At 55.2% G+C, this 23,176-nt stretch carries 24 protein-coding genes and 1 other RNA gene; 13 read left to right on the top strand and 12 right to left on the bottom strand.

Annotated elements, in window-relative coordinates; all coding sequences use genetic code 11:
- Positions 1-43: 43 nt before the first annotated feature.
- The 3 genes from trmFO to ffs form a co-directional block, all read right to left on the bottom strand.
- Positions 44-1,396 carry an FADH(2)-oxidizing methylenetetrahydrofolate--tRNA-(uracil(54)-C(5))-methyltransferase TrmFO gene (trmFO, locus tag SYN7336_RS15860; RefSeq protein ID WP_017326936.1) on the bottom strand — a complete coding sequence of 451 codons (1,353 nt, stop codon included), beginning with the start codon at positions 1,394-1,396 and terminating at the stop codon, positions 44-46.
- 119 nt (positions 1,397-1,515) lie between these two features.
- Complete coding sequence (locus SYN7336_RS15855) at positions 1,516-1,893, bottom strand: phasin family protein (RefSeq protein ID WP_017326935.1); 378 nt, start codon at positions 1,891-1,893, stop codon at positions 1,516-1,518.
- 131 nt (positions 1,894-2,024) lie between these two features.
- Positions 2,025-2,122, bottom strand: an RNA gene (gene ffs / locus SYN7336_RS29045) — signal recognition particle sRNA small type.
- 216 nt (positions 2,123-2,338) lie between these two features.
- On the opposite strand from ffs, the gene SYN7336_RS15850 reads away from it, so the two are divergent.
- The 3 genes from SYN7336_RS15850 to SYN7336_RS15840 all read left to right on the top strand — a co-directional run bounded on the left by SYN7336_RS15850 (position 2,339) and on the right by SYN7336_RS15840 (position 5,749).
- A complete protein-coding gene (locus tag SYN7336_RS15850; RefSeq protein WP_017326934.1) occupies positions 2,339-2,524 on the top strand; it encodes a photosystem I reaction center subunit IV in 186 nt (61 codons plus the stop codon).
- 289 nt (positions 2,525-2,813) lie between these two features.
- Positions 2,814-4,532 carry a citramalate synthase gene (cimA, locus tag SYN7336_RS15845; protein ID WP_017326933.1) on the top strand — a complete coding sequence of 573 codons (1,719 nt, stop codon included), beginning with the start codon at positions 2,814-2,816 and terminating at the stop codon, positions 4,530-4,532.
- A 278-nt stretch (positions 4,533-4,810) separates the two neighbouring features.
- Entirely contained in the window at positions 4,811-5,749 is a 939-nt protein-coding gene (locus SYN7336_RS15840) for a 30S ribosomal protein S1 (RefSeq protein WP_017326932.1), read from the top strand.
- Positions 5,750-5,857: 108 nt separating this feature from the next.
- Here SYN7336_RS15840 and SYN7336_RS15830 read toward each other — a convergent pair whose 3' ends face one another.
- Positions 5,858-7,036, bottom strand: a complete 1,179-nt coding sequence (locus tag SYN7336_RS15830; RefSeq protein WP_017326931.1) for a TRC40/GET3/ArsA family transport-energizing ATPase — start codon at positions 7,034-7,036, stop codon at positions 5,858-5,860.
- A 110-nt stretch (positions 7,037-7,146) separates the two neighbouring features.
- Positions 7,147-7,806, bottom strand: coding sequence for an NAD(P)H-binding protein (locus SYN7336_RS15825; protein WP_017326930.1), 660 nt, complete (start codon positions 7,804-7,806; stop codon positions 7,147-7,149).
- A 308-nt stretch (positions 7,807-8,114) separates the two neighbouring features.
- Here SYN7336_RS15825 and SYN7336_RS15820 point away from each other — a divergent pair, with 308 nt between their 5' ends.
- On the top strand, positions 8,115-8,831 hold the full coding sequence (locus SYN7336_RS15820; RefSeq protein ID WP_017326929.1) for a MotA/TolQ/ExbB proton channel family protein: 717 nt from the start codon (positions 8,115-8,117) through the stop codon (positions 8,829-8,831).
- 24 nt (positions 8,832-8,855) lie between these two features.
- Positions 8,856-9,278, top strand: a complete 423-nt coding sequence (locus SYN7336_RS15815; RefSeq protein WP_017326928.1) for a biopolymer transporter ExbD — start codon at positions 8,856-8,858, stop codon at positions 9,276-9,278.
- A 32-nt stretch (positions 9,279-9,310) separates the two neighbouring features.
- Here the strand turns inward: SYN7336_RS15815 and SYN7336_RS26230 are convergent, their stop codons facing one another.
- On the bottom strand, positions 9,311-9,877 hold the full coding sequence (locus SYN7336_RS26230) for a DUF3727 domain-containing protein (RefSeq protein ID WP_017326927.1): 567 nt from the start codon (positions 9,875-9,877) through the stop codon (positions 9,311-9,313).
- A gap of 163 nt (positions 9,878-10,040) precedes the next feature.
- Between SYN7336_RS26230 and SYN7336_RS15805 the strand changes: the two genes are divergently transcribed.
- Complete coding sequence (locus tag SYN7336_RS15805; protein WP_017326926.1) at positions 10,041-11,120, top strand: glycosyltransferase family 1 protein; 1,080 nt, start codon at positions 10,041-10,043, stop codon at positions 11,118-11,120.
- On the opposite strand, the gene argC is transcribed toward SYN7336_RS15805, so the two are convergent.
- Both argC and SYN7336_RS15795 read right to left on the bottom strand, forming a co-directional pair.
- Positions 11,046-12,077: an N-acetyl-gamma-glutamyl-phosphate reductase gene (gene argC, locus SYN7336_RS15800; protein WP_017326925.1), complete on the bottom strand. Its 1,032-nt coding sequence runs from the start codon at positions 12,075-12,077 to the stop codon at positions 11,046-11,048. The genes SYN7336_RS15805 and argC overlap by 75 nt on opposite strands.
- A gap of 54 nt (positions 12,078-12,131) precedes the next feature.
- Positions 12,132-12,743 (bottom strand): TetR/AcrR family transcriptional regulator, encoded by a 612-nt coding sequence (locus SYN7336_RS15795; RefSeq protein WP_017326924.1) that lies wholly within the window; start codon positions 12,741-12,743, stop codon positions 12,132-12,134.
- 230 nt (positions 12,744-12,973) lie between these two features.
- Here SYN7336_RS15795 and SYN7336_RS15790 point away from each other — a divergent pair, with 230 nt between their 5' ends.
- The 6 genes from SYN7336_RS15790 (at position 12,974) to SYN7336_RS31020 (ending at position 17,021) form a co-directional block, all read left to right on the top strand.
- The gene (locus SYN7336_RS15790; RefSeq protein ID WP_017326923.1) at positions 12,974-13,543 is read left to right on the top strand and encodes an OsmC family protein; all 570 of its coding nucleotides are present in this window, start codon (positions 12,974-12,976) and stop codon (positions 13,541-13,543) included.
- A gap of 500 nt (positions 13,544-14,043) precedes the next feature.
- Positions 14,044-14,349: a hypothetical protein gene (locus tag SYN7336_RS15785; protein WP_017326922.1), complete on the top strand. Its 306-nt coding sequence runs from the start codon at positions 14,044-14,046 to the stop codon at positions 14,347-14,349.
- Between the two features lie 46 nt (positions 14,350-14,395).
- The gene (locus SYN7336_RS26220; protein WP_017326921.1) at positions 14,396-14,707 is read left to right on the top strand and encodes a hypothetical protein; all 312 of its coding nucleotides are present in this window, start codon (positions 14,396-14,398) and stop codon (positions 14,705-14,707) included.
- A gap of 228 nt (positions 14,708-14,935) precedes the next feature.
- Positions 14,936-15,859: a hypothetical protein gene (locus SYN7336_RS15775; RefSeq protein WP_017326920.1), complete on the top strand. Its 924-nt coding sequence runs from the start codon at positions 14,936-14,938 to the stop codon at positions 15,857-15,859.
- A gap of 322 nt (positions 15,860-16,181) precedes the next feature.
- Positions 16,182-16,727, top strand: coding sequence for a hypothetical protein (locus SYN7336_RS15770; RefSeq protein WP_017326919.1), 546 nt, complete (start codon positions 16,182-16,184; stop codon positions 16,725-16,727).
- A 132-nt stretch (positions 16,728-16,859) separates the two neighbouring features.
- Positions 16,860-17,021 (top strand): hypothetical protein, encoded by a 162-nt coding sequence (locus SYN7336_RS31020; RefSeq protein ID WP_017326918.1) that lies wholly within the window; start codon positions 16,860-16,862, stop codon positions 17,019-17,021.
- A gap of 56 nt (positions 17,022-17,077) precedes the next feature.
- Here the strand turns inward: SYN7336_RS31020 and SYN7336_RS15760 are convergent, their stop codons facing one another.
- The 4 genes from SYN7336_RS15760 to SYN7336_RS15745 all read right to left on the bottom strand — a co-directional run bounded on the left by SYN7336_RS15760 (position 17,078) and on the right by SYN7336_RS15745 (position 22,016).
- On the bottom strand, positions 17,078-18,556 hold the full coding sequence (locus SYN7336_RS15760) for a DUF4340 domain-containing protein (RefSeq protein WP_017326917.1): 1,479 nt from the start codon (positions 18,554-18,556) through the stop codon (positions 17,078-17,080).
- A gap of 12 nt (positions 18,557-18,568) precedes the next feature.
- Positions 18,569-20,176, bottom strand: a complete 1,608-nt coding sequence (locus tag SYN7336_RS15755) for a Gldg family protein (protein WP_017326916.1) — start codon at positions 20,174-20,176, stop codon at positions 18,569-18,571.
- A gap of 62 nt (positions 20,177-20,238) precedes the next feature.
- The gene (locus tag SYN7336_RS15750) at positions 20,239-21,027 is read right to left on the bottom strand and encodes an ABC transporter permease (RefSeq protein ID WP_017326915.1); all 789 of its coding nucleotides are present in this window, start codon (positions 21,025-21,027) and stop codon (positions 20,239-20,241) included.
- Positions 21,027-22,016, bottom strand: a complete 990-nt coding sequence (locus SYN7336_RS15745) for an ABC transporter ATP-binding protein (RefSeq protein WP_017326914.1) — start codon at positions 22,014-22,016, stop codon at positions 21,027-21,029. The genes SYN7336_RS15750 and SYN7336_RS15745 overlap by 1 nt, the downstream gene beginning before the upstream one ends.
- A gap of 123 nt (positions 22,017-22,139) precedes the next feature.
- Here SYN7336_RS15745 and SYN7336_RS15740 point away from each other — a divergent pair, with 123 nt between their 5' ends.
- The gene (locus SYN7336_RS15740; protein WP_017326913.1) at positions 22,140-22,976 is read left to right on the top strand and encodes a hypothetical protein; all 837 of its coding nucleotides are present in this window, start codon (positions 22,140-22,142) and stop codon (positions 22,974-22,976) included.
- The last annotated feature ends 200 nt before the right edge of the window (positions 22,977-23,176 follow it).

Below are 23,176 nucleotides of genomic sequence, written 5' to 3'. Positions count from 1 at the left end.
ACAAAGAGCCAGCCTCCAACGGGCTGGCTCTTTTGAGTTGATGTCAGACATCGCCAGCGATCGCGACGGGTTCGAGAGGGGCAAGTAATTGGCTTTGCCAGGTGGCTAGGGCCGCCAGGGCGCGATCGCGATACACGCCATATCGCTCGCGCTTATTGCGAATTTTTTGGCCCTCTAGCGGCGGCAGGATACCGATATTGGCGGGCATCGGCTGGAAATGTTTGGGATCGGCAGAGCTGACAAACTCGAACAGAGCTCCCATCATCGTGACGCTGGGAAGCGCGATCGGTTCGAGCCCGCGAGCGTATCGAGCAGCGTTGGTTCCGGCCAACCAGCCCCCTGCTGCCGCACAGGCATAGCCCTCCGTACCCACCAATTGACCGGCCCCAAACAGGTGGGGATGCTGGCGAAACTGGAGCGTCGCATCGAGCAAAAATGGCGAATTGATAAAGGTGTTGCGGTGCATCACCCCCATGCGCACAAACTCTGCCCTTTCCAGTCCGGGAATGAGTTGAAAGACCCGTTTTTGCTCCCCCCACTTCAAATTGGTCTGAAAGCCCACCAAGTTCCACAGCCTTCCGGCCTTATCTTCTTGCCGTAGCTGGACGGCAGCATAGGGCCAGCGATCGGTGCGGGGATCGGTCAGTCCCACTGGCTTGAGAGGTCCGTAGCGCAATGTATCGCGACCGCGCCGAGCCATTTCTTCAATCGGCAAACAGCCTTCAAAAAACTTGCGCTCTTCCTGCTCGAAATCTTTCAGAGGGGCCTGTTCGGCGGTGGCGAGGGCTGTCCAAAAGCGATCGTACTCGACCTCAGTCATGGGGCAATTGAGGTAGGCCGCTTCGCCGCGATCGTAGCGGGAGGCTAGAAAGACCACATCCCGATCTAAAGATTCTCCCTCCACAATGGGGCTGGCGGCATCGAAAAAGCTGAGGTAGTCCATCCCCAGTAGGGCGTGAAGCTTCTCCGCTAGGGCGGGGCTGGTGAGAGGACCGGTGCAGAAGACAGTAATGCCGTCGGGGATATCGGTGACTTCTTCGCGACGCACATCGATGCGGGGATGGCCCTCCAGTCGCGTGGTGAGGGCTCGACTGAAGCTGGCGCGATCGACCGCTAGCGCGCCTCCTGCCGGAACCTGGTGCTCGTCAGCCGTTTGGATAACGACTGAGCCCAGACGGCGGGCTTCTTCTTTCAATAAACCTGCAGCCCGATCGCTGGCCATCGCCCCAAACGAATTGCTGCAGACCAACTCGGCAAAGTGGGAGGTGTGGTGGGCGGGGGTGGAACGCACCGGACGCATTTCGTACAACTGCACGTCCAACCCCGCTAGGGCAATTTGCCAAGCGGCTTCCGTACCGGCCAGCCCTGCTCCAATGACGTGAATGGGTTCCACCACAAATAGCCTCACTCCTGCGCGATCGCCTGTATCCTGCGATCGCCTAGCCTAGCACTCCAGCATCAGCACTGCGGTCGATATGATTTGGTCGGTATGATTTAGTCGGTATGATTTAGTCGTCAGCCGCGCAGGCGATCGAGTTTGGCTTGAAGTTCGGCAATCTCCTGGCGCAGCCGTTCCACTTCACTGGGCGGCTCGCGATCGCCCTCTTCCTCTGCATCGATATCGATAATGCGGGGGCTATAGTCTTCCTGCTGGTTAGAAGCGCGCTCGCCAGAGGCTCCGTCAGCCCGATCGAGTTCTCGCTTGACAAAGTTATCGACAAATTTACGGCCTTCTTCAGCGGTCATCTCGCCCCGCTCGACCAGTTCGTCAGCGACACTCTGGGCTTGCTCCTGCAGGTCGGCCAGTTGTTCGCTGGCCTTATCCGCTGCTAGGGAGGCCAAGCCAACCCCCAAATAAAACGCTTTTTGAGCTAAATTTCCAAGACGCGACATGACTCACCCGGAACTCGCAGGAATGTCTCCAATCTAGCAAGTGGCCTGCCGAGCAGGCCGAATATTCTTTGCAATGGGCTAAAAACTCGTTGTGCCAGAGCCGGAGGGCGATCGCGCTGGCGATGATTGCAGGCGGCCTAGGTTATCGCGCCTGCCCGAAGCATCCCGTAGTGCTGCTGGCTTCCACCCCTGACACGGTTTGGGCGTTCGTGCTGCACGGACCCAGGCCATTTAGTAGCGTAGCATTAATAGACCGCTCTCGCGGACAGGAATGAGCATTGATATCTGGGGACAGGGCCAGATCGAAAAGCAGGCGTTTTTTACAAAACTTCAGGGACAGGATCGGAGGTTTGCGATTAATCTGGGAGCAATAGTATGAGGGGCCGACTTGGACCTCGTGCGCTACCCATCACAACCCATTACATCTGGATAAGGAAAGCGTCATATGGTTAAGAAGGGCGATAAGGTACGCATTTTGCGTCAAGAATCCTATTGGTACCAAGATGTCGGTAAAGTTACCTCCATCGATCAATCCGGTATCAAGTACCCCGCGATCGTTCGTTTTGAAAAGGTGAACTACTCTGGTTTGAATACGAATAACTTTGCAGAAAGTGAGCTGAAGGTGCTTTAAGCGGTTGGTGCCCTACCCGTTTTTAGGGGGCTGACTTCAGCCATAAGTCCTTTATGCAAGCAACCACCTTTGCACTCGCGGAGGTGGTTGTTGTTTGACAGAATTTCTCGCAGGAACCCCGATTGCTCTTTGTAAGGAAGTTCAACATTGTGCGATCGCTCGCCCAGAAAGGCCGCACGGACTCAAGGAAAGGGCGTATCGTGGTACGGCTGCGATCGATACTTGCAGGTCGAGTTCCCGAGACGATCGCGTCGATGTCCACAGGACGGCTGCACGGAATTGGCATGTAATGGCAAACCCCACAATTGCTCTCTACGACACGACCCTGCGCGATGGCGCGCAACAGGAGGGGCTCTCACTCTCTGTCCGAGACAAGCTGGTCATTGCCAAACACCTCGATCGCCTTGGCGTGCCCTTTATTGAAGGGGGATGGCCGGGAGCCAATCCCAAGGATGTCCAGTTTTTTTGGCAGTTGAAGGAAGAACCGCTAGAGCGAGCTGAGGTGGTGGCCTTTTGCTCCACTCGACGCCCCCATCGCCCAGCAGCAGACGAGCCCATGTTTCAGCCCATTTTGGCGGCAGGAACCCAGTACGTAACGCTGTTTGGCAAATCTTGGGATCTACACGTCACCGCTAGCTTGCGCACCACCCTCGCCGAAAATCTAGAGATGATTCGGGATAGTGTGGCCTACTTGCGATCGCAGCATCGCCAGACGATCTACGACGCCGAACATTGGTTCGATGCCTATCGGCAAAACCCCGACTACGCCCTCGAAACCCTCAAAGCAGCCACTGACGGCGGAGCGGAATGGCTCGTTCTGTGCGACACCAATGGCGGTACCCTCCCTCACGATATCCACCGCATCACCGCAGCCGTCGCCCGCGAACTGCACCAGCTCGGGCAGGCAAGATTGGGCATTCACACTCACAACGACTCGGATACCGCTGTCGCCAATGCGATCGCCGCCGTACAAGCCGGAGCTGAGATGGTTCAAGGTACCGTGAATGGCTATGGCGAACGCTGTGGCAATGCCAATCTCTGCAGCCTCATTCCCAATCTACAGCTCAAGCTGGGATATGCCTGCATTCCGAGCGAGAACTTGAAGGCATTGACAGAAACCTCCCGAGCGGTCAGCGAAATTGCCAATCAAGCCCCCAGCGATCGCGCCCCCTTTGTAGGGCTGTCAGCTTTTGCGCACAAGGGAGGCATCCATGTCAGTGCCGTCCAAAAGAATCCCGTTACTTACGAGCACGTGCCCCCCGAAGCAGTGGGGAACAGTCGTCGCATTGTGATTTCCGAGCAAGCGGGTCTGAGCAATGTGCTCGCCAAAGTAGAGCGCTTCGGCATTTCACTGGACAAATCCGATCCTGTGGCTCGCGACATTCTCAAGCATCTCAAGCAACTGGAACACGAGGGCTATCAGTTTGAGGGAGCAGAGGCCAGTTTCGAACTGCTGGTACGCACTTGGCTGGGGCAGCGCCCGCAGTTTTTCTGTCTGATTGATTTCCACGTCCACTCCTCCACTCAGGCCAGCCCCGCTGTCTGCCAAATCGACTTATCGCGCTCCCATACCGAGCCCAGTGCCACGATTAATTCAGTCGCAACCGTCAAGCTGGCCGTTGGAGATCGCGAACATATCACCGCTGCCGAAGGCAACGGCCCTGTTGCCGCCCTCGACGGGGCTCTGCGCAAAGTACTGGTGGAAGCCTATCCAGACATCGATGACTTTCAATTGGCCGACTACAAGGTGCGCATTTTGGATGGCAAGGCAGGTACAGCCGCCCGCACCCGCGTCTCGATCGAATTTAGCCACAGCAGTGGAGGGCTGCCCGCCACTGGCGAACGTCGCTGGACCACCGTAGGCGTATCTGGCAACATCATCGAGGCATCTTATCTCGCGTTGGCAGAAGGATTGGAGTACGGTCTGCTCAAAACAATGGCTCCCCTCTCCGATCCCTCCAAGAGCAATAGTGTCGGTCTATCCACCCGATTTCCCTCTAAACCCTAGCGTTTTCGGGCTAAACCTCCAGCACGAGAGCGATCGTCTCAAACTGCGTCGAGTTTGGCAGACAGTTCGCTTCAGCCGATACCGGAATCTCGCGGCTGTTACGTTACAATCGTCATTCTGCGGGCAGCTTTGTCGCAGTGACTTGTTAGAATGCAAATCTGGTGCTTCCCCGACCCGCACGAGGGTATCTGCAAAGGCCGCATCGGCAGCCGAGCCAGAGTCATAGGTACCGTTGTCTTCCACATGTCCCCCTTCCCCGTAACCTTTAGTAAGTAACAATGCCCAACACTGCCACCCTGTCTGTTGATTTCACCCACGAAGATTTTGCCGCTCTATTAGATCGGTACGACTATCATTTCAATCCAGGCGATGTCGTTGCCGGAACTGTTTTTTCACTAGAACCTCGGGGAGCCCTGATCGACATCGGCGCAAAAACTGCGGCCTTTTTACCCATTCAGGAGATGTCGATCAGTCGCATCGACAATTCCCAGGAAGTCTTGGCCCCTGGCGAGACGCGCGAGTTCTTCATCTTGACGGAAGAGAATGAAGAGGGCCAGCTCACCCTATCCATTCGTCGCATTGAATACATGCGGGCTTGGGAGCGGGTGCGCCAGCTCCAAACTGAAGATGCTACCGTTCGCTCCGAAATCTTTGCCACGAACCGGGGTGGTGCATTGGTCCGCATTGAAGGTCTGCGCGGCTTTATTCCCGGCTCCCACATCAGCACCCGCAAGCCGAAGGAAGAGCTAGTGGCAGAGGAATTACCGCTGAAGTTCCTGGAAGTGGACGAAGAGCGCAACCGTTTAGTGCTCAGTCACCGTCGAGCCTTAGTGGAACGCAAGATGAACAAGCTGGAGATGGGCGAGGTGGTGGTCGGCACTGTTCGCGGCATCAAGCCCTACGGTGCATTCATCGATATCGGCGGCGTCAGCGGTTTGCTGCACATTTCCGAAATTTCCCACAATCACATCGAGACTCCCCATAGTGTGCTGAATGTTAGCGATGAAGTCAAAGTGATGATTATTGACTTGGATGCCGAGCGGGGTCGGATTTCTCTCTCGACCAAGCAACTGGAGGTCACGCCAGGGGACATGACTCGCGATCCCGAGTTGGTGTACTCCACCGCCGAAGAGATGGCGGAGAAGTTCCGCGAGCAGATGATCGCCGCTCAGCAGCCGCAGGAAGAAGTAGCTGTGGGCGAAGCAGGGCTGGTATAGAAATAGCCTTGTGGCGATCGCCGCCTCTGATATCTTTCAGCAACAGCCTCTCGATCGCCAAGATCGAGAGGCTGTTTTATACTTGGTCCTTTGAAAAACAAGCCGCGCCTATGCTGCAAAGCCGATACTGAGGCGATCGTTTTCCATTTTGGCTCCAGTCGGTTTGAGGGCAGCGAGGGATTGCGGCAAGACTAAGTTGCGGCGATGGTTGCCGATGCGGATGTTGAGTTCATCTCCCGTCTTGCTGAGCTCCACCTGCTGCTTTTCGATGCCGGGTAAGTAGAGTTCTATGCGGTATTGGCCGTTGTCGCTCTTGACTGCAAGGGTGGTTTCTTTGTAGAGAACGTCGGCGGGATCGCGATCGCTCCAGAGGGTGTTTTTCAGGCGTTCCAAGGCTTCAAATCCAACCAGTTCTTCTGGATAGAGGGGGACTTCAAAGACCGGTAAGGGATTGAAGTCGTCGTGGATTTGTTTGCGGTAAAACTGTTGGCTCTCTTTCCAGCACTCGAAATAGGGGTCGGTGACTGCGTCGGGGATGATGCGGTTGGCGATGACGAGATCGGTGGCAACGTTGTAAAGGCTGAGATAGGCGTGGGCGCGCAGCGATTCTTTCAGCACCATCTTTTCGGGGTTGGTGACCAGCCGCACGGTGGTGATGGTGTTATCGGTGAGGATGGTTTCGAGTTTCTCGATTTTTTCGTAGAAGTCGTAGGGGGCGTCCATCACCTCGTTGGTGGGCAGGGGAATGCCCGATAGTTGCTTGACGATGGGGGCGAAGACGGGGCGCAAAACTTGGGCCATGCCTTGCAGGGGTTTGTAGAATTTGCGCATGTACCAGCCGGAAACATCGGGCAGACTGAGCAGGCGCAGGGCGGTACCGGTGGGGGCGGAGTCGATAATCAGAACATCGAAGTCGTCTTCTTCGTAGTGGCGGTTGACCCTGACGAGGGAAAAAATTTCGTCCATGCCGGGAAGGACGGCTAATTCCTCGGATTGGACGCCGTCGAGGCCGCGTGCTTGCAGTACCTCAGTGATGTAGGTTTTGACGGCTCCCCAGTTTTGTTCCAGTTCCACGAGGGCATCCAGTTCGGCTCCCCACAGGTTGGGGCGCACTTCTTTGGGATCGTGGCCCAGCGGGGTTTCGAAGCTATCGGCTAGGGAATGGGCGGGATCGGTGCTGAGCACGAGGGTTTTGTAGCCCAACTCGGCACAGCGGAGACCAGAGGCGGCTGCCATAGAGGTTTTCCCAACGCCACCTTTGCCGGTCATCAAAATGATGCGTTTCATGCTGTGGAAGCCTTTGCAAGTGATGTATGGTTAGTCCCTCATAGACTAACTCACAGCCGTCTCCTACTCGTGGAGGACATCGGCATAGGAGTACCGAGACATTGCAACTGTCAGGCGATCGCCTCTAACAACTCCCCTAGCGACTGCTCTGGCGCATCCGGTCGAGCCACAATTTCGAGAATTTGGTTGCGGGCCTTCGCTTCAAACAGCGCATCCACGCAAACCTTCGCCACTTTGGTGCGGGACAGACTGCCTTCAAACAGCGTGTCAGCCTTCTCTAGAACAATATTATCGGCGCTATCCTCTAGCTTGAGGCCGCCAGGACGGACGATAGTGTAGTTCGCACCGCTCTTTTGTAAATATGCCTCCGCCTGCCGCTTCCAGTAGAGCACGAGCCAAAACAGATTGAGGGGATGGAACAAGCGGGAAACGCAGAGGGAAGAAACCAGCACAAATTGCTCGATCCCCTTCAGCTTGGCAGCATCGACTAAATTTTTAGTGCCCACATAATCCACCTCGAACGGCCCCAACGGATTGAGACTGGGCTTCGCTCCAGTGGCACACAGCAACACCGTGCAATCCCCGATCTTGTCTTCCAGCCCCCGGCGATCGCCCACATCCCCCACCACAATCTCCACCCCCTCCGGCAGAATTTCCTCCCCCTTGACGCGATCGCGTACCAACGTCCGCACGGGGATTTGGCGCTCGACCAGTGCCCGCACAATTCGCCGTCCGGTTTCTCCAGTTGCCCCTGCTACAAATGCTTTCATAGGTTGTTTAAGATTTATTGCATATCCTCACCTAAATCTTATCTGAGTGGGTTCCCATCGGGAAATATCGTTCGATTGCAGCAGCAGCAAACTCCCCTCTATTCGCGCTGCCATCGAGCCTTCAACCCCATCCACCTGCAGGGATTTCCCCTCGCATCCTGCCCAGAACAACACTATTGGTGCAGGCGATCGCGCTAGATTATCTGTTTTGCCCCCTATCGCAAGCGGGTTGAAAGTGCTATCACGGGAAGTGCATGCAGCATTCGATCGAGCTGTCCAATCGCCCCCTACGGTTTAGGAAGTAGTGCATGGGAGCCATAATCGACACCTTTAAAGCTGGCGGCTTTGTCATGTATCCGCTGGTTCTGTTTTCCGTCATTGCAATCGCGCTCATGTTAGAGCGCTGGGCGTTTTGGTGGAAGATTAGCAACCGCCAGCCACGCCTCGTGCGAGAAGTGATGAATCTCTACCGGCGCAACCAGCGAGCAGCCCTCTTCAAGCTGGAGCAAAACGCCGATTTACCCGTTGCCCGCATTTTTTTGGCCGGGTTGGAAATCGACGACGCCACCCCAGACGAGTTTCGGTTAGCACTAGAAACAGCAGTGGCAGCCGAAATTCCCCTGCTGAAGCGATTTACCACCATGTTTGACACCATCATTACCCTGGCTCCGTTTCTGGGGCTGCTGGGTACCGTCTTGGGTCTGATTCGGTTGCTCTCCTCCATTGACTTGGGCGATATTGGCGGCACCAACACTGTTGGGGTTGGGAACGGTATCGCAGAAGCCCTGACCTCCACCGCTACGGGCCTGCTAGTGGCGATTCTGACCCTGATGATCTCCAATGTCTTTCGTTCTCTATACCTGCGCCAACTGTCCCAAATTCAAGAATTTGGCGGCCAGTTAGAACTGCTGCAGCGCCGCCGCTACGAGCGCGGTTTCGAAGACGAGCCCGCGCTCGATAATGTCCCTCCAAGGCCCCAGCCCCTGCCTATACCAGGGCAACAACAGTCTTACCCCAACCCCTAAAATTCGATTCCTGCAGGCGAGACGATGCAAATTCCTCAAGAGCCCAGGCGGCCCGCCGAAATCAATATCGTGCCGCTGATTGACATTATTTTTTGCATTCTGGTGTTTTTTGTGGTGGCCAGCTTGGTGCTCACCCGGTCTGAAGGATTGGATGTAACACTGCCGAAGGCTTCCACCGCTCAGCCTAAGATTCAGCCTGCCGTAAACGTAAGTGTGACGGACGATAACGAGATTGCCGTCAACCGAGAAGTGGTCAGCTTAGAAGCGTTAGTGCCTACGATCGAGGGCATTCTAGAGGCGCAACCGGAGGAGGATGCCAATCGTTTGATCGTGCTCAATGCTGACTTGGCCCTGACCCACGGCAATGTGGTACAGGTGATGAACGAACTGCGCAAGGTGGAGGATGTACGGCTGGCGATCGCCGCTCGTCGGGACTCCGAGAATTAGAGCGAGTTGACAGACAAGACCGATCGTCGAGATTATTCGGCCAGATCGAGCAGTCGATCTTGCAAGCGGGCAAATAGCTCTTCAGGCGCATTGGGGGAGAGCAGGTAGGCTTCTTTGTCGGGGGGTTGCACGGCAAAGAACAGGAGTGGGTCGAGGGGAGCAAAAATGCCGAATTGGCGCTGGTCGTGGAAAAACGTGCTCAATAGTTGATATTCCTCCACCTCGTCCGCATCATCGGCAATTTCAATCGCCGTTTCTTCAATCGGTTCGGGCAAATCGCCCTTGACCGTCAAGGTATAGGCACTCTCGATCAGCTTGAGATTGAGTTCCTCCAAGACCGCCTGTGCAGTTGGCAAGACTGCCTTCAGTTCTTCTGGGTCCAAGTCAACTAAGCCACCCTCGTCCTCATCCTCCCCTGGCCGAGCACTCGTGCGGGAGGCATGGCTCTCGGGCACATCTTCCTCCCAAGCCAGCACCTGTATAGGCTGGTGTACGGGCATCAACAGAGCATAGGATTCTCCGTCCAGTTGGACCTGTTTGAGGATCTCACACTCCAGAACTTGGTTTCGTTCGTCGCGCAAAAGCAGCGTATCGCTCATAAATGGCGGCAAAGAGACTCGTCAAGCTTAGTCTACTCTGGTGCGGTCCCCTCGCCGAGTGCGATGCCTGCTTTACCCCGCGAGTGGAGAATGGCAATCCTTGCCGCCTGTCTCTCTCTTGCTACCCTTGAGGGCGGTAACGCCCCCTTCTGAGATTCCGCTCTTGAATCACACTCGTTCTCTCCTCGTCAATCTGTCGGTTTTGCTCGATAAGCCCACTGGAATTAGTGTCTATGCGGCCAACATTGCCCCTTACCTGAGCGATTTCGATCCAACTTTTTTGAGTGCGCGATCGCTAACAACTGGCGATCGCTATCCCATTCCTGCCAATCTCAGCCCTGCCTTCGGTACAGCAGGTCACCTACGGCGGTTGTGGTGGACGCAATTTCAATTACCTCGCATTTATCGGCAATGCCGCGCCAGCTTATTGTTTTCTCCCGTGCCGGAATCGCCATTATGGAGCCGCTGCCGCTCGGTGGTGACGGTACACGACCTGATTCCCCTCCGCTTTCCCCGCCGCTGCTCTCCCCTGCTGCCCTACTTTCGCTATTACATTCCTCAGGTCGCTGCCCGAGCAGAACACGTTCTCTGCAACTCCGAGGCAACCGCTCGGGATGTGGTGAAGTGGTTTGGGGTGCCCGCTCGCCAAGTCACAGCCATTCCGCTAGCCTTCGATCGCGATCGCTTTCGTCCCCTCGATCTGCCCCAACAACCCTATTTTTTGTATGTGGGTCGCCACGATCCCCACAAAAACCTGCAGAGAGCTCTGCAGGCTTTCGCCCAAATACCCCATCGCCGCCAACTGGAATTTTGGCTGGCTGGCCCCTCCGATCCCCGCTATACCCCTCAGCTCAAACAGTTGGCGACAGAACTAGAGATCGCCCCTCAACTTCGCTTTCTCGACTACGTTCCCGAGGAGGAGCTGCCCGCTCTATACAATCAGGCGCTGGCCCTGGTGTTTCCGAGTTTGTGGGAAGGATTTGGCTTGCCCCTGTTGGAGGCAATGGCCTGCGGTACGCCCGCGATCGCATCCAATCTCGCTTCGTTGCCGGAGGTGGCGGGGGATGCCGCTCTGCTGGTCGATCCTTACAACATCGATAGTTTGGCTCGATCCATGCAGGAGGTGGCTGACAATGGGCAATTGCGGGCTCAACTGCGACAAGCGGGCTTATCCAGAGCGGCTCAATTTAGTTGGGAGAGTACCGGTCGGGCTACGGCTGCCGTTCTCCGAGACCACTTGTAAAATCTCGGACTGCTCGGGCAGCCCCAGCATCAAGTTGAGATTTTGAACCGCAGCCCCTGAGGCTCCCTTGCCCAAATTATCCAAGCGCGCCACCAACAGCGCTTCCCCCCGCTCGTCACTCGCAAACACAAACACCTGAACGCAGTTGGTCCCGTTCACCGCATCGATATCCAAAAATTTGCCTTCCCGCAAAGCCTCCACATCCCCCAAAGGAGCTACTTCTACAAAAGGCTCGTCGCGATAGTAATCAGCTAATGCAGCTTGCAACTCCGCTCCACTGGGGGGGTACTCCAAAGTCCACAGCGGCAGGGGAATTTGCACCAACATTCCCTGCTCTACATTGCTGACTGACGGGATAAAGAGCGGGGGATGCTCCAAGCCTGCGTAGAGCTGCATTTCGGAGACGTGTTTGTGCCCCAAGTCCACACCGTAAATGCCGTAGGGATAGCCTTCCGCCCGTTCGTTGCGGGCAGCCCGGTAGCTGTCAATTAGCTTGCGCCCCCCTCCCGAATAGCCAGAGACCGCATTCACAGTAACGGGATAGTGTTTGGGAATCAGCCCCGCGCTGACGAGAGGTCGAATGCAGGCGAGAAAGCCCGTGGGATAGCAGCCGGGATTGCTCACCCGTCGAGCAGCAGCAATGCGATCGCGCCTTCCAGGTTCCAATTCGGGGAAGCCATAAACCCAGTCGGGGGCAGTGCGGTGAGCAGTACTGGCATCGAGGATTTTGACAGCAGGATTATTTATCCAGCTCACCGCTTCGCGAGCCGCATCGTCCGGCAGGCAGAGAATCGCCACATCGACAGCATTGAGCAACTGCGATCGCGTTTGGGAATCTTTGCGCTGGCCGGGATCGATGCTGACCAGTTCTAAGTCGGTGCGAGTGGAGAGGCGATCGCGAATCTGCAATCCCGTCGTGCCGGCTTCGCCATCAATAAAAACCGTCGGTTTTGCCATCCCGCTGCCCTCGATCGCGCGTCACTGGTTTGCGCTCCCTACTACACCTACCATCTAAGGCTCGAACACGAGCTGGAGGTGACGGCGAAATTGCCGCACCGTTCGCGCAGTCAGCGAGGTGTCGCACAGTGACTTCGACAAAATAAATCCCCCTTCGATGATGCACATGAGCGTTTCCGCTAACTCGCCCGCATCGATCGCGATTTTGGGCGGATACTTCGCCGCAATTTTCTCAATGCGCTGCTGGTACATCTTCCCCCACTGCTTAAATCCATCTGCAATGAATTGCTTAATGCCATCATCAAACTGATAGAACTCGTACACGTAGGACGCAAACACGCAGCCCGCAGGCGGTTCCTCCAGACCCTCAATAAACTCTTCAAACAACTTGAGGAAAATCAGCATCGACTGCAGCGGGTCCTCACTCAGCTCGTCCGCCCGCCGAGAGAATTCCTCCAACATCGCATAGTCCTGCTGCCAATAACGCTCGACCAGGGCGCGGGCCAGAGCGGCCTTGCTCTTGAAGTGGTAAAAGAAGGCTCCCTTCGTCAGACCCGTCAGTTTGAGGATCTCGTCGATCGATGTGCCTGCAAAGCCTCGTTCGAGCACAAGAGCTTCTGTATTGGCCAAAATCAGTTCTTTGGTCTCTTGTCCTCTACTTGCCATCAGAGTCTTTCACCCACAAATAAGATACAAACCAGTTTGTTAAACATTGTAACCTTTCGAGATTGGCTTCCTGGAGCTGAGGCCATTGTGCTGCAGCCTTTCTAAGAGTCTCTGAGGATTGCCAGTGCAGGTATTTCTGTAGTTGACGATACAAGATTGCCATCGCTAGAATACAGACCAGATGGTATTCATACCAACTGGTTGGTTTTTTCGCAGGAGCAAATGGCATTATGGCAGGCGCAGTACTCAAGGCAACTGGCAAGTTAAACGGGATTGACCTCGACTATCTCGGGGAAACGATCGAGGCCATTAAAGCCGATCCGGCCTCGGGGATGACAAAATTCCGCGTCACCAGTTCGTGGCAGGGGCAAACTCGCAGTGAAACGAAGGTGCGCTCTTACGTTCTCGGCGGCCAGGAGATCGAGCGCGAGTTTCAGTTCCGTACAGACGAACCGACCGAACTGTGCGGCACAAACCAGTTTCCCAATCCGCAAGAGTATTTAATGGGAGCCCTCAATGCCTGCATGATGGTGGGTTACGTGGCTGCCTGCGCCCTCAATGGCATCCAGTTGGAGAAGCTGGAAATTGAAACGGAGGGCGATATTGACTTAAGAGGTTTCCTGGCGATCGACCCCAATGTGATTCCGGGCTACGACACGATTTCTTATACGGTGCGAATTCAAGGGGATGGTACTCCAGAGCAATTTGCAGACATTCACCGGTTTGTTCAAAAAACGTCGCCCAACTTTTACAACATTGCCAATGCGATTCAGCTCAATTCTAAGTTGGTGGTTGAATAGACTTCTTACCTGAATTCCTTATGGCTCCTCTAGCCGATAGTCAATGTGCTGCCTCTTTTCCAGCCTTTCTATTTCGATCCGGGTGGCGGGCCTCTGAAAAGTGTGCTGGGTATACCCAGCAGTTCAAAATCCTCAATCCTACTGAGACTACAGCTTATTCATAGCGGGATAGCAATGCAGTAAACTTCAATGACTGTGAACTCTATAGAAGTAATATTTTATCCATAGATTTTATTGTTCTCTCTCCGTCCCCTATTAGGGGACTTTTTTGATTCAAAGCATTCGAAATATGTTTCAGGCTTGACCTTTATTTGTTGCCGCCAAAATGGCATTTATATCACAATTAAGAAGGTGCTTATTCTCTAAACCTCACATTGCTTTCGCATGGCTATTCAAGTGCGCTTTATGGCAGCTTTTTGTCTTGTCTAAAAAGAATGAATTACAGACAATAATATTGTTCGACAAATCCATTCTCGAATTACCTAAAAGGAGTCAGACCCATGATTGCAAATTTCAATTACGCAAGATTTACAGCGGCTATTGGAGTCCTGACCGTACTTGCTGCTACACCAGTCTCCGCTCGACCGGCAATCCTGCAACGGCTGGGCCAGCTTGAGGCGCGAGGCACCAGTCGCAACCGTATCGAAAGGGCCTACTATGCCCAGCCCAGAACTGAAGGGATTGCGGTTGCCTCTACAGATGTCTCGAGCGCGATCGCCACTGAAACCAATGAGCGAGAGTCCGATATCTTAACGGTTTTGTCAGAGCTTAGCGAGCGCCGAACGAGCCGAAATAGCATTGACTGAACGCCAAACGAGCCTTAAGCAAATGATGACTAATGAGGGACTTGTCATGATGACCCAAACTGTTTTACCACCTGAAAGTTCTGTTGCAGCGATCGCAGAGATCGCAAATTATGCGCTCCGGTTTATGGATACCGATCGTTCGTCTCTACTCAGTCGCCTGAGTGAAGAACAGACCGAGCTCGGCCAACTGCTGTCGCGGATTTCGCCAGACATCGATCCAGCAAAAATTCGCAATGCAGCAGCAGAAATTGTTTCCTACTGCATTGTGATAAGTGAAATGGCTAACTATGCTTGGCTGAAGCACGACGAGTTGGTTACAGCTCAAGTGGAAGTGGTGGTTCAACAACTGTTGGCCTAGGGGCCTCCGTTGAGATGGCTCCGCCCCAAACTGGACACGGCCTATACGCATTCATCTAGATACTCGTGCAGCATCCGAGGGTTTTGTCCGGTTGTTGATTGATTAGCCTTGCTCCATTAGACTGGCAGGTCTTGGGGTTGGGGTATTTCATCCGAACTGTAAAGGTGAGGCTGAAGTTGGCTTCTTTGCTTCAGACCGATCGAGTGACATTCAGGAGAAGTTTTACCAATGGCGGCATCAATTGATTATTCATACGAATCTGCTTTCAAGGCATCTCAAAGGGCAAACTGGCAGGTTGAGGACTTGATTGGCAATGGCAAGCAACTGGATTTCAGCAAATCGTTTCTCCCCGATGCATTAGCGGGGGTGGGGGCGATCGCCAGTCTCGGCGATCGCGAAAAACGGATTCTCAACCAGATTCGCGGCAATAGCTACCTGTATTTGTTTGGAGTAGTGGAAGAATTTATCCTCCCGTTTGTGCTCCAACACATTCAAAATGCTGGCTATCACAATATCTTTGCTACCCAAGCTTTGCTACACTTTGCCGAAGAAGAAAGCAAGCATATTCGCCTATTTCGCTGTTTTGCTGAAGAGTTCGCTCGCGGATTTGGCAGTGAGTGCGAGTGCATCGGGCCGCCTGAAGAGATAGCCGCTGCAGTGTTACAACACAGTCCGTTGGGGGTAGCACTGGCCACGCTTCATATCGAATGGATGACACAGCGTCACTATATAGAGAGTATTCGCGGCAATCGAACGGAAGATCTCGATGCCCAATTTTGTAATTTGCTCAGGCACCATTGGCTAGAAGAAGCCCAGCACACTCAACTCGATACCCTCGTGTTGCAAGAGTTGGTAGCCGAGCTCGAACCCGATGCAATTGCTCGCGGAATTGATGATTATTTCGCAATTTGCCAGCTCCTGGACGGTGGCCTGATGGCACAGGTGGAGCTAGATATCGCGAGTTTTTCTCTAGCGACTGGATTGGCCTCGACCGAACTGGAGAAACAGGCCATCCGAGCTACTCAGCAAGTATCTTACCGCTGGACATTCTTGGGCTCTGGTATGACACACCCGAACTTTCTCCAAACTCTGGGCGAATTGAGCAAACCCGCAGTGGATCGAGTTCGGCACTTAGCCAGTTTGTTGGTTTGACAGACGATTGTTTGGCTTGCCGAGCTATATTGTCAGATCGCGGAAGATCTCCAGACTAAATCTTTAACCAGTATTTATACCTGTCTCTCCACAAGATTGGACCTGTTTGTCCAATGCTGTTATCCGTTGGCAGCGGCATCAGACAGCGGTTCAAAAAAATTATAAGTGTGTGACTGTCATCCTCATTAGAGTATCTTTATCTGCGTATTCCCATCTTCTAGTTTTTTTATACGATTTTGGTTATATAGGTTCCGGGATCGCCCGATCGTGCCTTTGGGGAGTTCGTTAAATACGTCATTTTAGTAACTTGGATTAGGTTTTCATGCCAGTACAGTCAGTTTCGATCGCGGGGGCGATTAGCGAGGTGGCGATCGCCGATCTCGGTGGCTTTCAGGTGGTGGTTCCCACCAGCACGATCGCTAGCGAACCCAGGACAACCTTCCAACAGGTGTCCGTCCGAAAGCGGATCTACGATTCCCAGGGCTGGATTGTATCTGACGGTCGGATTGCGGCCACTCTGCACAGCCTGAAAGTGGGAGCGATCGCCCCCGCAGGATTGCCCTTTGCTCCGATCGAGCGCATTGCTCCAGCAGTGCCTCTCCACTTTGAAGTGAAAACGATTCGCCCTCTCTCGGCAGCAATCGCTCGGTGGGCTTGCTTTCAATTCCAGTATCACGGGCAGATGCATTGCTTCAATACTGTTTTTCGCAATATGAAGGCCCAGTTTGTAAAGGTGTATCCCTTCGAGGACGTCTTGACGGTGGCAGAGACCGTACAGCAGCTTTTGAAAGACGAGTATCAGTTTGTGAGCGATCGCCGAGAGTCTTTGGCTAGAGTCCCGTTCTATCGGGAGCGGTTTGGGCTCTGACAATCTCGGCTTCTCTTCCGATTCCCTGGCCCGTCAGGGTTGCATCTGCCTTTTCACCCCTAGATTCGGTGGGTCTCCATCCCTGTGTTAAGCTGATTTGGCAAATGTTTACGACTTCTTATCACTTTACATATGACGAAAGCAATCAAGATCGACCTGTCCCAACTGAACAAGACCGATCGCGCTCAATTGGGTCAAGATCTCAAGGCTTACCTTTCCAACAAGCAATTTGTGGCTGAGCAGCAGTCTAGCAAGAATCGGAACAATGACCGAGATACAGCCTTAGCGAAGTAGCGATCGAGTCTACAATATCCGTTTCTGTAGCGGATCGAGCGCTAAAAACTCAGGCTCTATTCAGTACCATTCGCGTCTGGCCCCCATCCCCTAACCTCTTCCTCCAAACTTGGGAGAGGGGCCGGGGTGAGGGCCATCAGAGCTATCGAACTCAGGTGCCCCAGTGGCGCGTCGCGATCGGAACTGAGGGGTTTGAGGGTGCCGAGGGCGGCTGCGAGCAGGTCGTAGAAGGCGGGATCGAGCAGGAGAATATCGCTGCGAGCGCTGCTGCGAACGTAGAGGCGATCGCCCTGGAGCGCAAATTCCAGCACGAGGGGAGCATTGCCGATCTCTTCGATTGGCTGGAAGGTTAGGGCGATTGACGGGTTGGAGAGGGCTGCTGTGGCATCGAGATCGTCGGGGGGCACGAAGTCGATGGCTCTGGCATCAATCAATGGAGTGAGGAGGTTTTCGGCAGAAATGGCGCGATCGGGCTGGTCGGAGAGTACCCAGTCGTCGAACAAAGCTTCGGGGTTATTGGAGGGGGTGAGGGTGCGGCGGAGGGTTGGATCGGCTGCCTCGATCGTCATCTGGCCGATCGGGGCAACGGAGATGGGACCGAGGGATTTATCCCGCAGTTCCAGTAAAGAGGTGGGCAGGCGATCGACGGTATCGCGGGGTAGCGTGGCGATCGCCTCGGTGGTCGTGGAGGTGGCAAATATGGATGGCGCGGCACTGTTGGTGGCAATGCCGAGGGAGAGGGTTTGGGTGCCGCCGTTGGTGAAGCGAGCGATCAGCTCTATGGCCGGAGCATCGAGGCCGTAGTTGGCCAGATTGGTTTTGGTTTCGGAGACAAAACTACTGGCTTGCACGAATCTCAACTGATTGAATAATTCTGCTAGGGCATCGCCATCCGGGTCGAGCCTTTGGGGGGCTTCAATTGTCCAGGCCGAGGCTTGCCGAGCAAGGGCAATCTCGGTGTTGGAATTGCGGATGGACAGGGCCACGAGATCTTCGACGGGCCAAGCGGCTAGGGTCTTATCCCGCAGGGCGAATAGGCTGGGGGTGAGTTGGGTTTCGACGGTGCGATCGAGGATGCGGATGGGACCCTCATCGACGCGGGCATAGAGGCCGGAGCTATCGAAGGTTTCGGAGCCGATCGCGATGTTGGTCAGGACACCTTCAGGTAAGGCGAGGGTAAAGATTTGCTGGGGCCGGTCGAGGCCAAAGGGGGTTAAGTCAGCCGGATCGGCATCGATTGGCTCGGCAGTGGCAGAAGTGAGGGTTTCGAGCAGGGATTGCACGGTAACGGTTTCTGCTGGGCTGGAGATGGGCTGCAGGATTTGCCATGCGGTATCGCCGAGACGTTCGAGCTCGACGGCTTCGCCATCCACCAGCAGGGACAGGCGAGAAATGGCCTCAGGTGTTGTGGCTAAGAGGCGGCGACGATTGTCCTGTTGAATCTGTTGCGCTCGTCTCGGCCCCAATTCCACTATGGCTACCGCAGCAGCGCAGGCGAAAGCAACAATCGCCAAAATTGTCGTACTTCGTTTCATCATTGCCTCCCGCTAGCGTCGCTGCCACCAGAGATAGCCTGCCATGCTGAGGGCAAACGCCGGTAGAACAATGGCGGAAAACAGTCGCAGCCATTGCAAATCTGTAATGGTGAGATTGAAGCGGCGATTGGTGGGCGATTTGGGGCGGATGGTGATGGCAGCGTTGCGATCGGCCAGCCAGTTGATGGTGTTGAGGAACAGATCGCGGTTGCCCAATTGAGCGATCGCCCCATCCGAGACAAAGCCAGCATTGCCGATCGCCACCAGTCGGGCCTCGCGGGCCGGAGCCTCCTCGCGGGCGGCTGCCGATCCCTCCGGCACTTCAGGTTGACTGGCGGCTTCCGCCGGGTCTTCAGCAATATCCTCAATCACGGGCCGCACGATCGCCAGCCCGAGAGTAAGGGGACCGAGGCGATCGCCATTCTCCGGATCGAACTGCAGTTGCGGATTGTCCAAATCCGATTCCCCCCAGCTTTCGTCACTGGTGCTGAGTAGAGGAGTAGCTTCGATTCCTTCGACTGCAGACAAGCTGCGGGCAAAAGGGAAAAACGTTACCAGTCCCCCATCCACTAAGGGGGTAGTAATCGGATGATCGCCATAGCGGGTAACCAGCGCCACCGTCGGTCCCGCCCCAAACACTTGACTCACCGGACTCGCCTCCACCAGCACGTCGTTTGCCAGCTCGATGCCCCAATCCTGCAACAGAGAATCCAATTGGGGATCGCTAAAGGGATTCACCATCAAGAGCAGCCGCCCGCCCTCTTTTAAGTAAGCCTGCAAGCGTTCCACCTCTGCTGGCAACCATGCCTGTTGCGGTGCAGCCACCACCACGGCAGCCGCATCCGCCGGAACCGTTGCCGATGCGATTAAGTTGAGGGGTTCGGTCTCGAACCCTTCGGCATCGAGGGCCTCAATGGCCTGAGACATTGCGGGCCTGTTGCCCGAAACTTCTAGGGGCAGTTCGCCATGTCCCTGGACAAAATAAATGGTGCGATCGCCTTCGCTCGTCAACTGCAGCAAGATAGGTGTGAGACTGACTTCCAGGCTGAGGGGGTTGGGTTGGGGAAATTGCTGTTGGCGATCGCCTGCGGTAACAACAATGGTGTTGTTGGCAGAGACCTGCAGTTGTTCGGTGCGGATGGGATTGCTGCGGGGATTGACGAATTCGATCTGAACCCGGTCGGGATTGAGGCGGCGATATTGTTCTAGACGGCGGCGAAGGTTGGCTGAGGGCATGTCGCTCACGACCGAAATTTGGATCGGTTGGCTCAGCTCGCGCACCACTGTTTCGGTTTGGGGGGCAAGGCTGAACAGTCGCGCCTCAGTCAGATCGAACTGAACCGAATAGCGGGCTGCCAAGAGATTGATCGCCCCCAGAATGACCGCGACTGCGATGACGGACACGAATACATTTAAGTTGCTTTGGGTCGATCGCAAGCCCACTAGGGCGCGCAGTTGGCTCAGGTGGGTCAACACCCAAATCAGCACCAGCACCAATCCTGCAAGGGTGGGGACTGCGACTAACGGCGCATGCCAAGGCCAACCGGCCAATCCGAGAAAAATACCGGCAGCGATCGCCCCCCCACCGACCAGTCCCAAACTCGTGCCAAACCACTTCATGCCCAATTCCTCAACACTGTTCTCGGCAGCTCACTCAGCAAAACTGCTTTCAGCAGGCTCCATCAGCGCGTCTGCCACCGCAGTGCCTCCACTGACTGCACCGTCAAAAACAAGCCAAACACCGTCAAACCGGCAAACACCACCAAGCTATCGCTGGTGACAATCCCTTGCAGCCAGCTTTCGTAGTGGCGCAATAAAGATAAGTGGCGCAGCCCACTGGCGATCGCCCCCGTCCTGTTTCCCGCTAGCGCATCGATGACCCACAGCAGCAGCACCATACTGAACGTTCCAACCGCTGCAATCAGGGTGTTGTCGGTGAGGGAGGAGACGAACAACCCGAGGGCCAAGATGGCGGAGGCCATCATCAATAAACCCACATGGGCGGCGGCCAACAGGGCAAAGTTCATCCCCGGCTCGGCGCTGCTGAGGGCGAGCACCTCCAAGACGAAAAAGGGCAGCAGCATCGTCACGCACCACAACAGCGAGGCCAACCACTTGCCGATCGCCACTGACAGGTTGGTGAGGGGGGAGGTGGCCAATAGCTCCATCGTGCCCCGCCGCCGTTCTTCGGCATAGAGTCCCATGGTGAGCATGGGCAAGACAAACAGGAACAGGAGCACAATGGCCCCTAAAAACCGCTGCAGGAACTGGGTGCCTGCATCGAAGCCCTGCCCGCGCCCCAATTGAGCGGCAAAAAAGTCCGCCTGAGAAGAAGCGTTGAGGATATCGGCCAAGATTTGAGTAAAAAAGAAACCGGCCAACACCCAAAAGGCGGCAGTGACGATGTAGGCGGTGGGGGAGCCGAAGTAGCCCCGCAGTTCTTTGCGCAAGATGGCTAGGGTATTTCGCATTAGGCTGCTGTGGGTACGGAGATAGGGTCTGCAGTGGGTTCTTGGGTGGTCAAGTGCAAGAAGATATCTTCTAACGATGCTTGTGATTGACGCATTTCATACAGCTCCAGATTGGCCCCCACGAGGGCGGCGGCCACGCGGGCGATCCAGCGATCGCCTGCGGGGGGATGTTGCAGGGTCAGGCTCCAACGATTGTCGGCGGCAGGGATGGCATCGAGGCTAGCAATCTGGAGCTCGGGGAAAGCGGCGAGGGTGGCAGTGAGGGTATCGCGATCGCCAGCGACGGTGAGATGCAGTTGCTGTTGTTCTTGCAGTTGTTCGGTCAGTTCGGTGGGGGTACCGGTGGCGACAACGCGGCCGCGATCGATAATGGCGACGCGATCGCAGGTCATGCTGACTTCGGGCAGGATGTGGGTGGAGAGGATGATGGTGTGTTCGCCTGCGAGGCTTTTGATTAAGTTGCGAACGTCGATAATCTGTTTGGGATCGAGGCCAGCGGTGGGTTCGTCCAGGATGATGACGGGGGGATCGTGGACGAGGGCTTGGGCGATGCCGACCCGCTGTTTGAAGCCTTTGGATAATTTGCGGATGAGGCTGTGGCGTTTTTCTGCGAGGTTGCAGCGATCGATGGCCCGATCGACGCTTTGGGGGCGATCGCCTGCGGAAACACCTTTAATTTCGGCGACAAAGTTGAGGTAGCTTTCGACGGTCATGTCGATGTAGAGAGGAGGGGTTTCGGGCAGGTAGCCGATGCGCTGGCGCACGTCCATCGATTGCTCGGACACGTCGTAGCCAGCGATGCGGGCAGTGCCGGAGGTGGCGGGCAGGTAGCCGGCGAGGATGCGCATAGAGGTGGTTTTGCCTGCGCCGTTGGGGCCTAAGAAGCCGAGGATTTCGCCGGAGGCGACGGTGAAGTTGAGGTCGCGGATGGCAGTGAAGTCGCCATATTCTTTAGTTAAGTGCTCGACGGCGATGGTGGGGGCGTCCATTCGGTTCTCTCAGTTCGAGCGAATTCAACTAGACACAGTAGCACAGGGGATTGGGATGGCAAGGGGTGTGCTTGAAAAATTAAACTGAATGTAGTCCGACTGCAGGACCCAGGCTGGCGACGAATGGTTAGTGACAAACAGAAGCGTGCCCCCCGGATCTATTGCATTCCAGCAACTGAGGCACCGATTGTGGCGGTGTTTCGGCGCGGTCCCAGCAACTGGTCCCATGTGGGCTGCTGGGATCTCGTACAGCGACAATATAAACCCGGTGCATGGCTGCGGGGACGCATCTTTCCGCGCCGTTGCGATCTCTCCCCCGACGGTCGCCTGCTTTGCTACTTCGCCCACAAACCCAGCGCCACTTGGGAGCAAGGCGAGACTTACGTCGCCCTTTCAAAGCTTCCCTGGTTAACGGCCCTCTACGCTTTCGGCACCTGCGGCACCTGGACGCGGGGTTATTATTTCACGCAGGACGGTCGCTGCGACAATCTTGAAGATGCCGAGCTTCCAATCCCATACGGCCTCTGCGCCATTCCAGTTGTTCAATTCGCGAATGAACGGCGTCGCGGTTGGGAGGAAGCTTCTGACTCGCCGCCACGCCAAGCTAAGGATTTTTGGGATGGACGTCGCAATGCTCGACTGCAAAAACGACAACCCGGAGGCAAGCACGTGCTTTGCCTTGAAAGTGTGGGTTGGGCCGGTGGAGAGTTTGGCATAGACCAGTCGGTTGATGGCCTGCGCGTTCTCTATTCGCTGGAATCTGACGGAGACCTAGAGTTGCTGGAAGACCTCCAATGGGCGGACTGGAATGGGGAAGGTCAAATGCTGGTAGCCACTCGATCGGGCAAGCTGCAAGTTCGCAATCTAGATGCCAATCGCCCCGAGGTTGTGTTTGAAGAAGATCTATCTGTTCTCGACCCGAACCCCATCCCCGCTCCTAGCTGGGCACAACGCTGGTAGGAATGTTTTCAAAGGGGCGATCGCTATACCGAAAATAGAAAGCCACAACTCGATCCTTTAAGACAACTCTCGACAGAACATCAATCGGATAGACATTACAATTTCAAATCACTCAGTCTGCCGCCATCGAGCTCGGCAGGTATCATCAATCAAGATAGTATTTTGTAGTCATAAATACATATCAGACAGTTTAGCTCATT

This window comes from Synechococcus sp. PCC 7336 (genome assembly GCF_000332275.1).
GTDB lineage: Bacteria > Cyanobacteriota > Cyanobacteriia > Thermostichales > PCC-7336 > PCC-7336.
The sequence above is the reverse complement of the archived record's forward strand: the minus strand, read 5'-3'. Positions and strand labels throughout refer to the sequence as shown.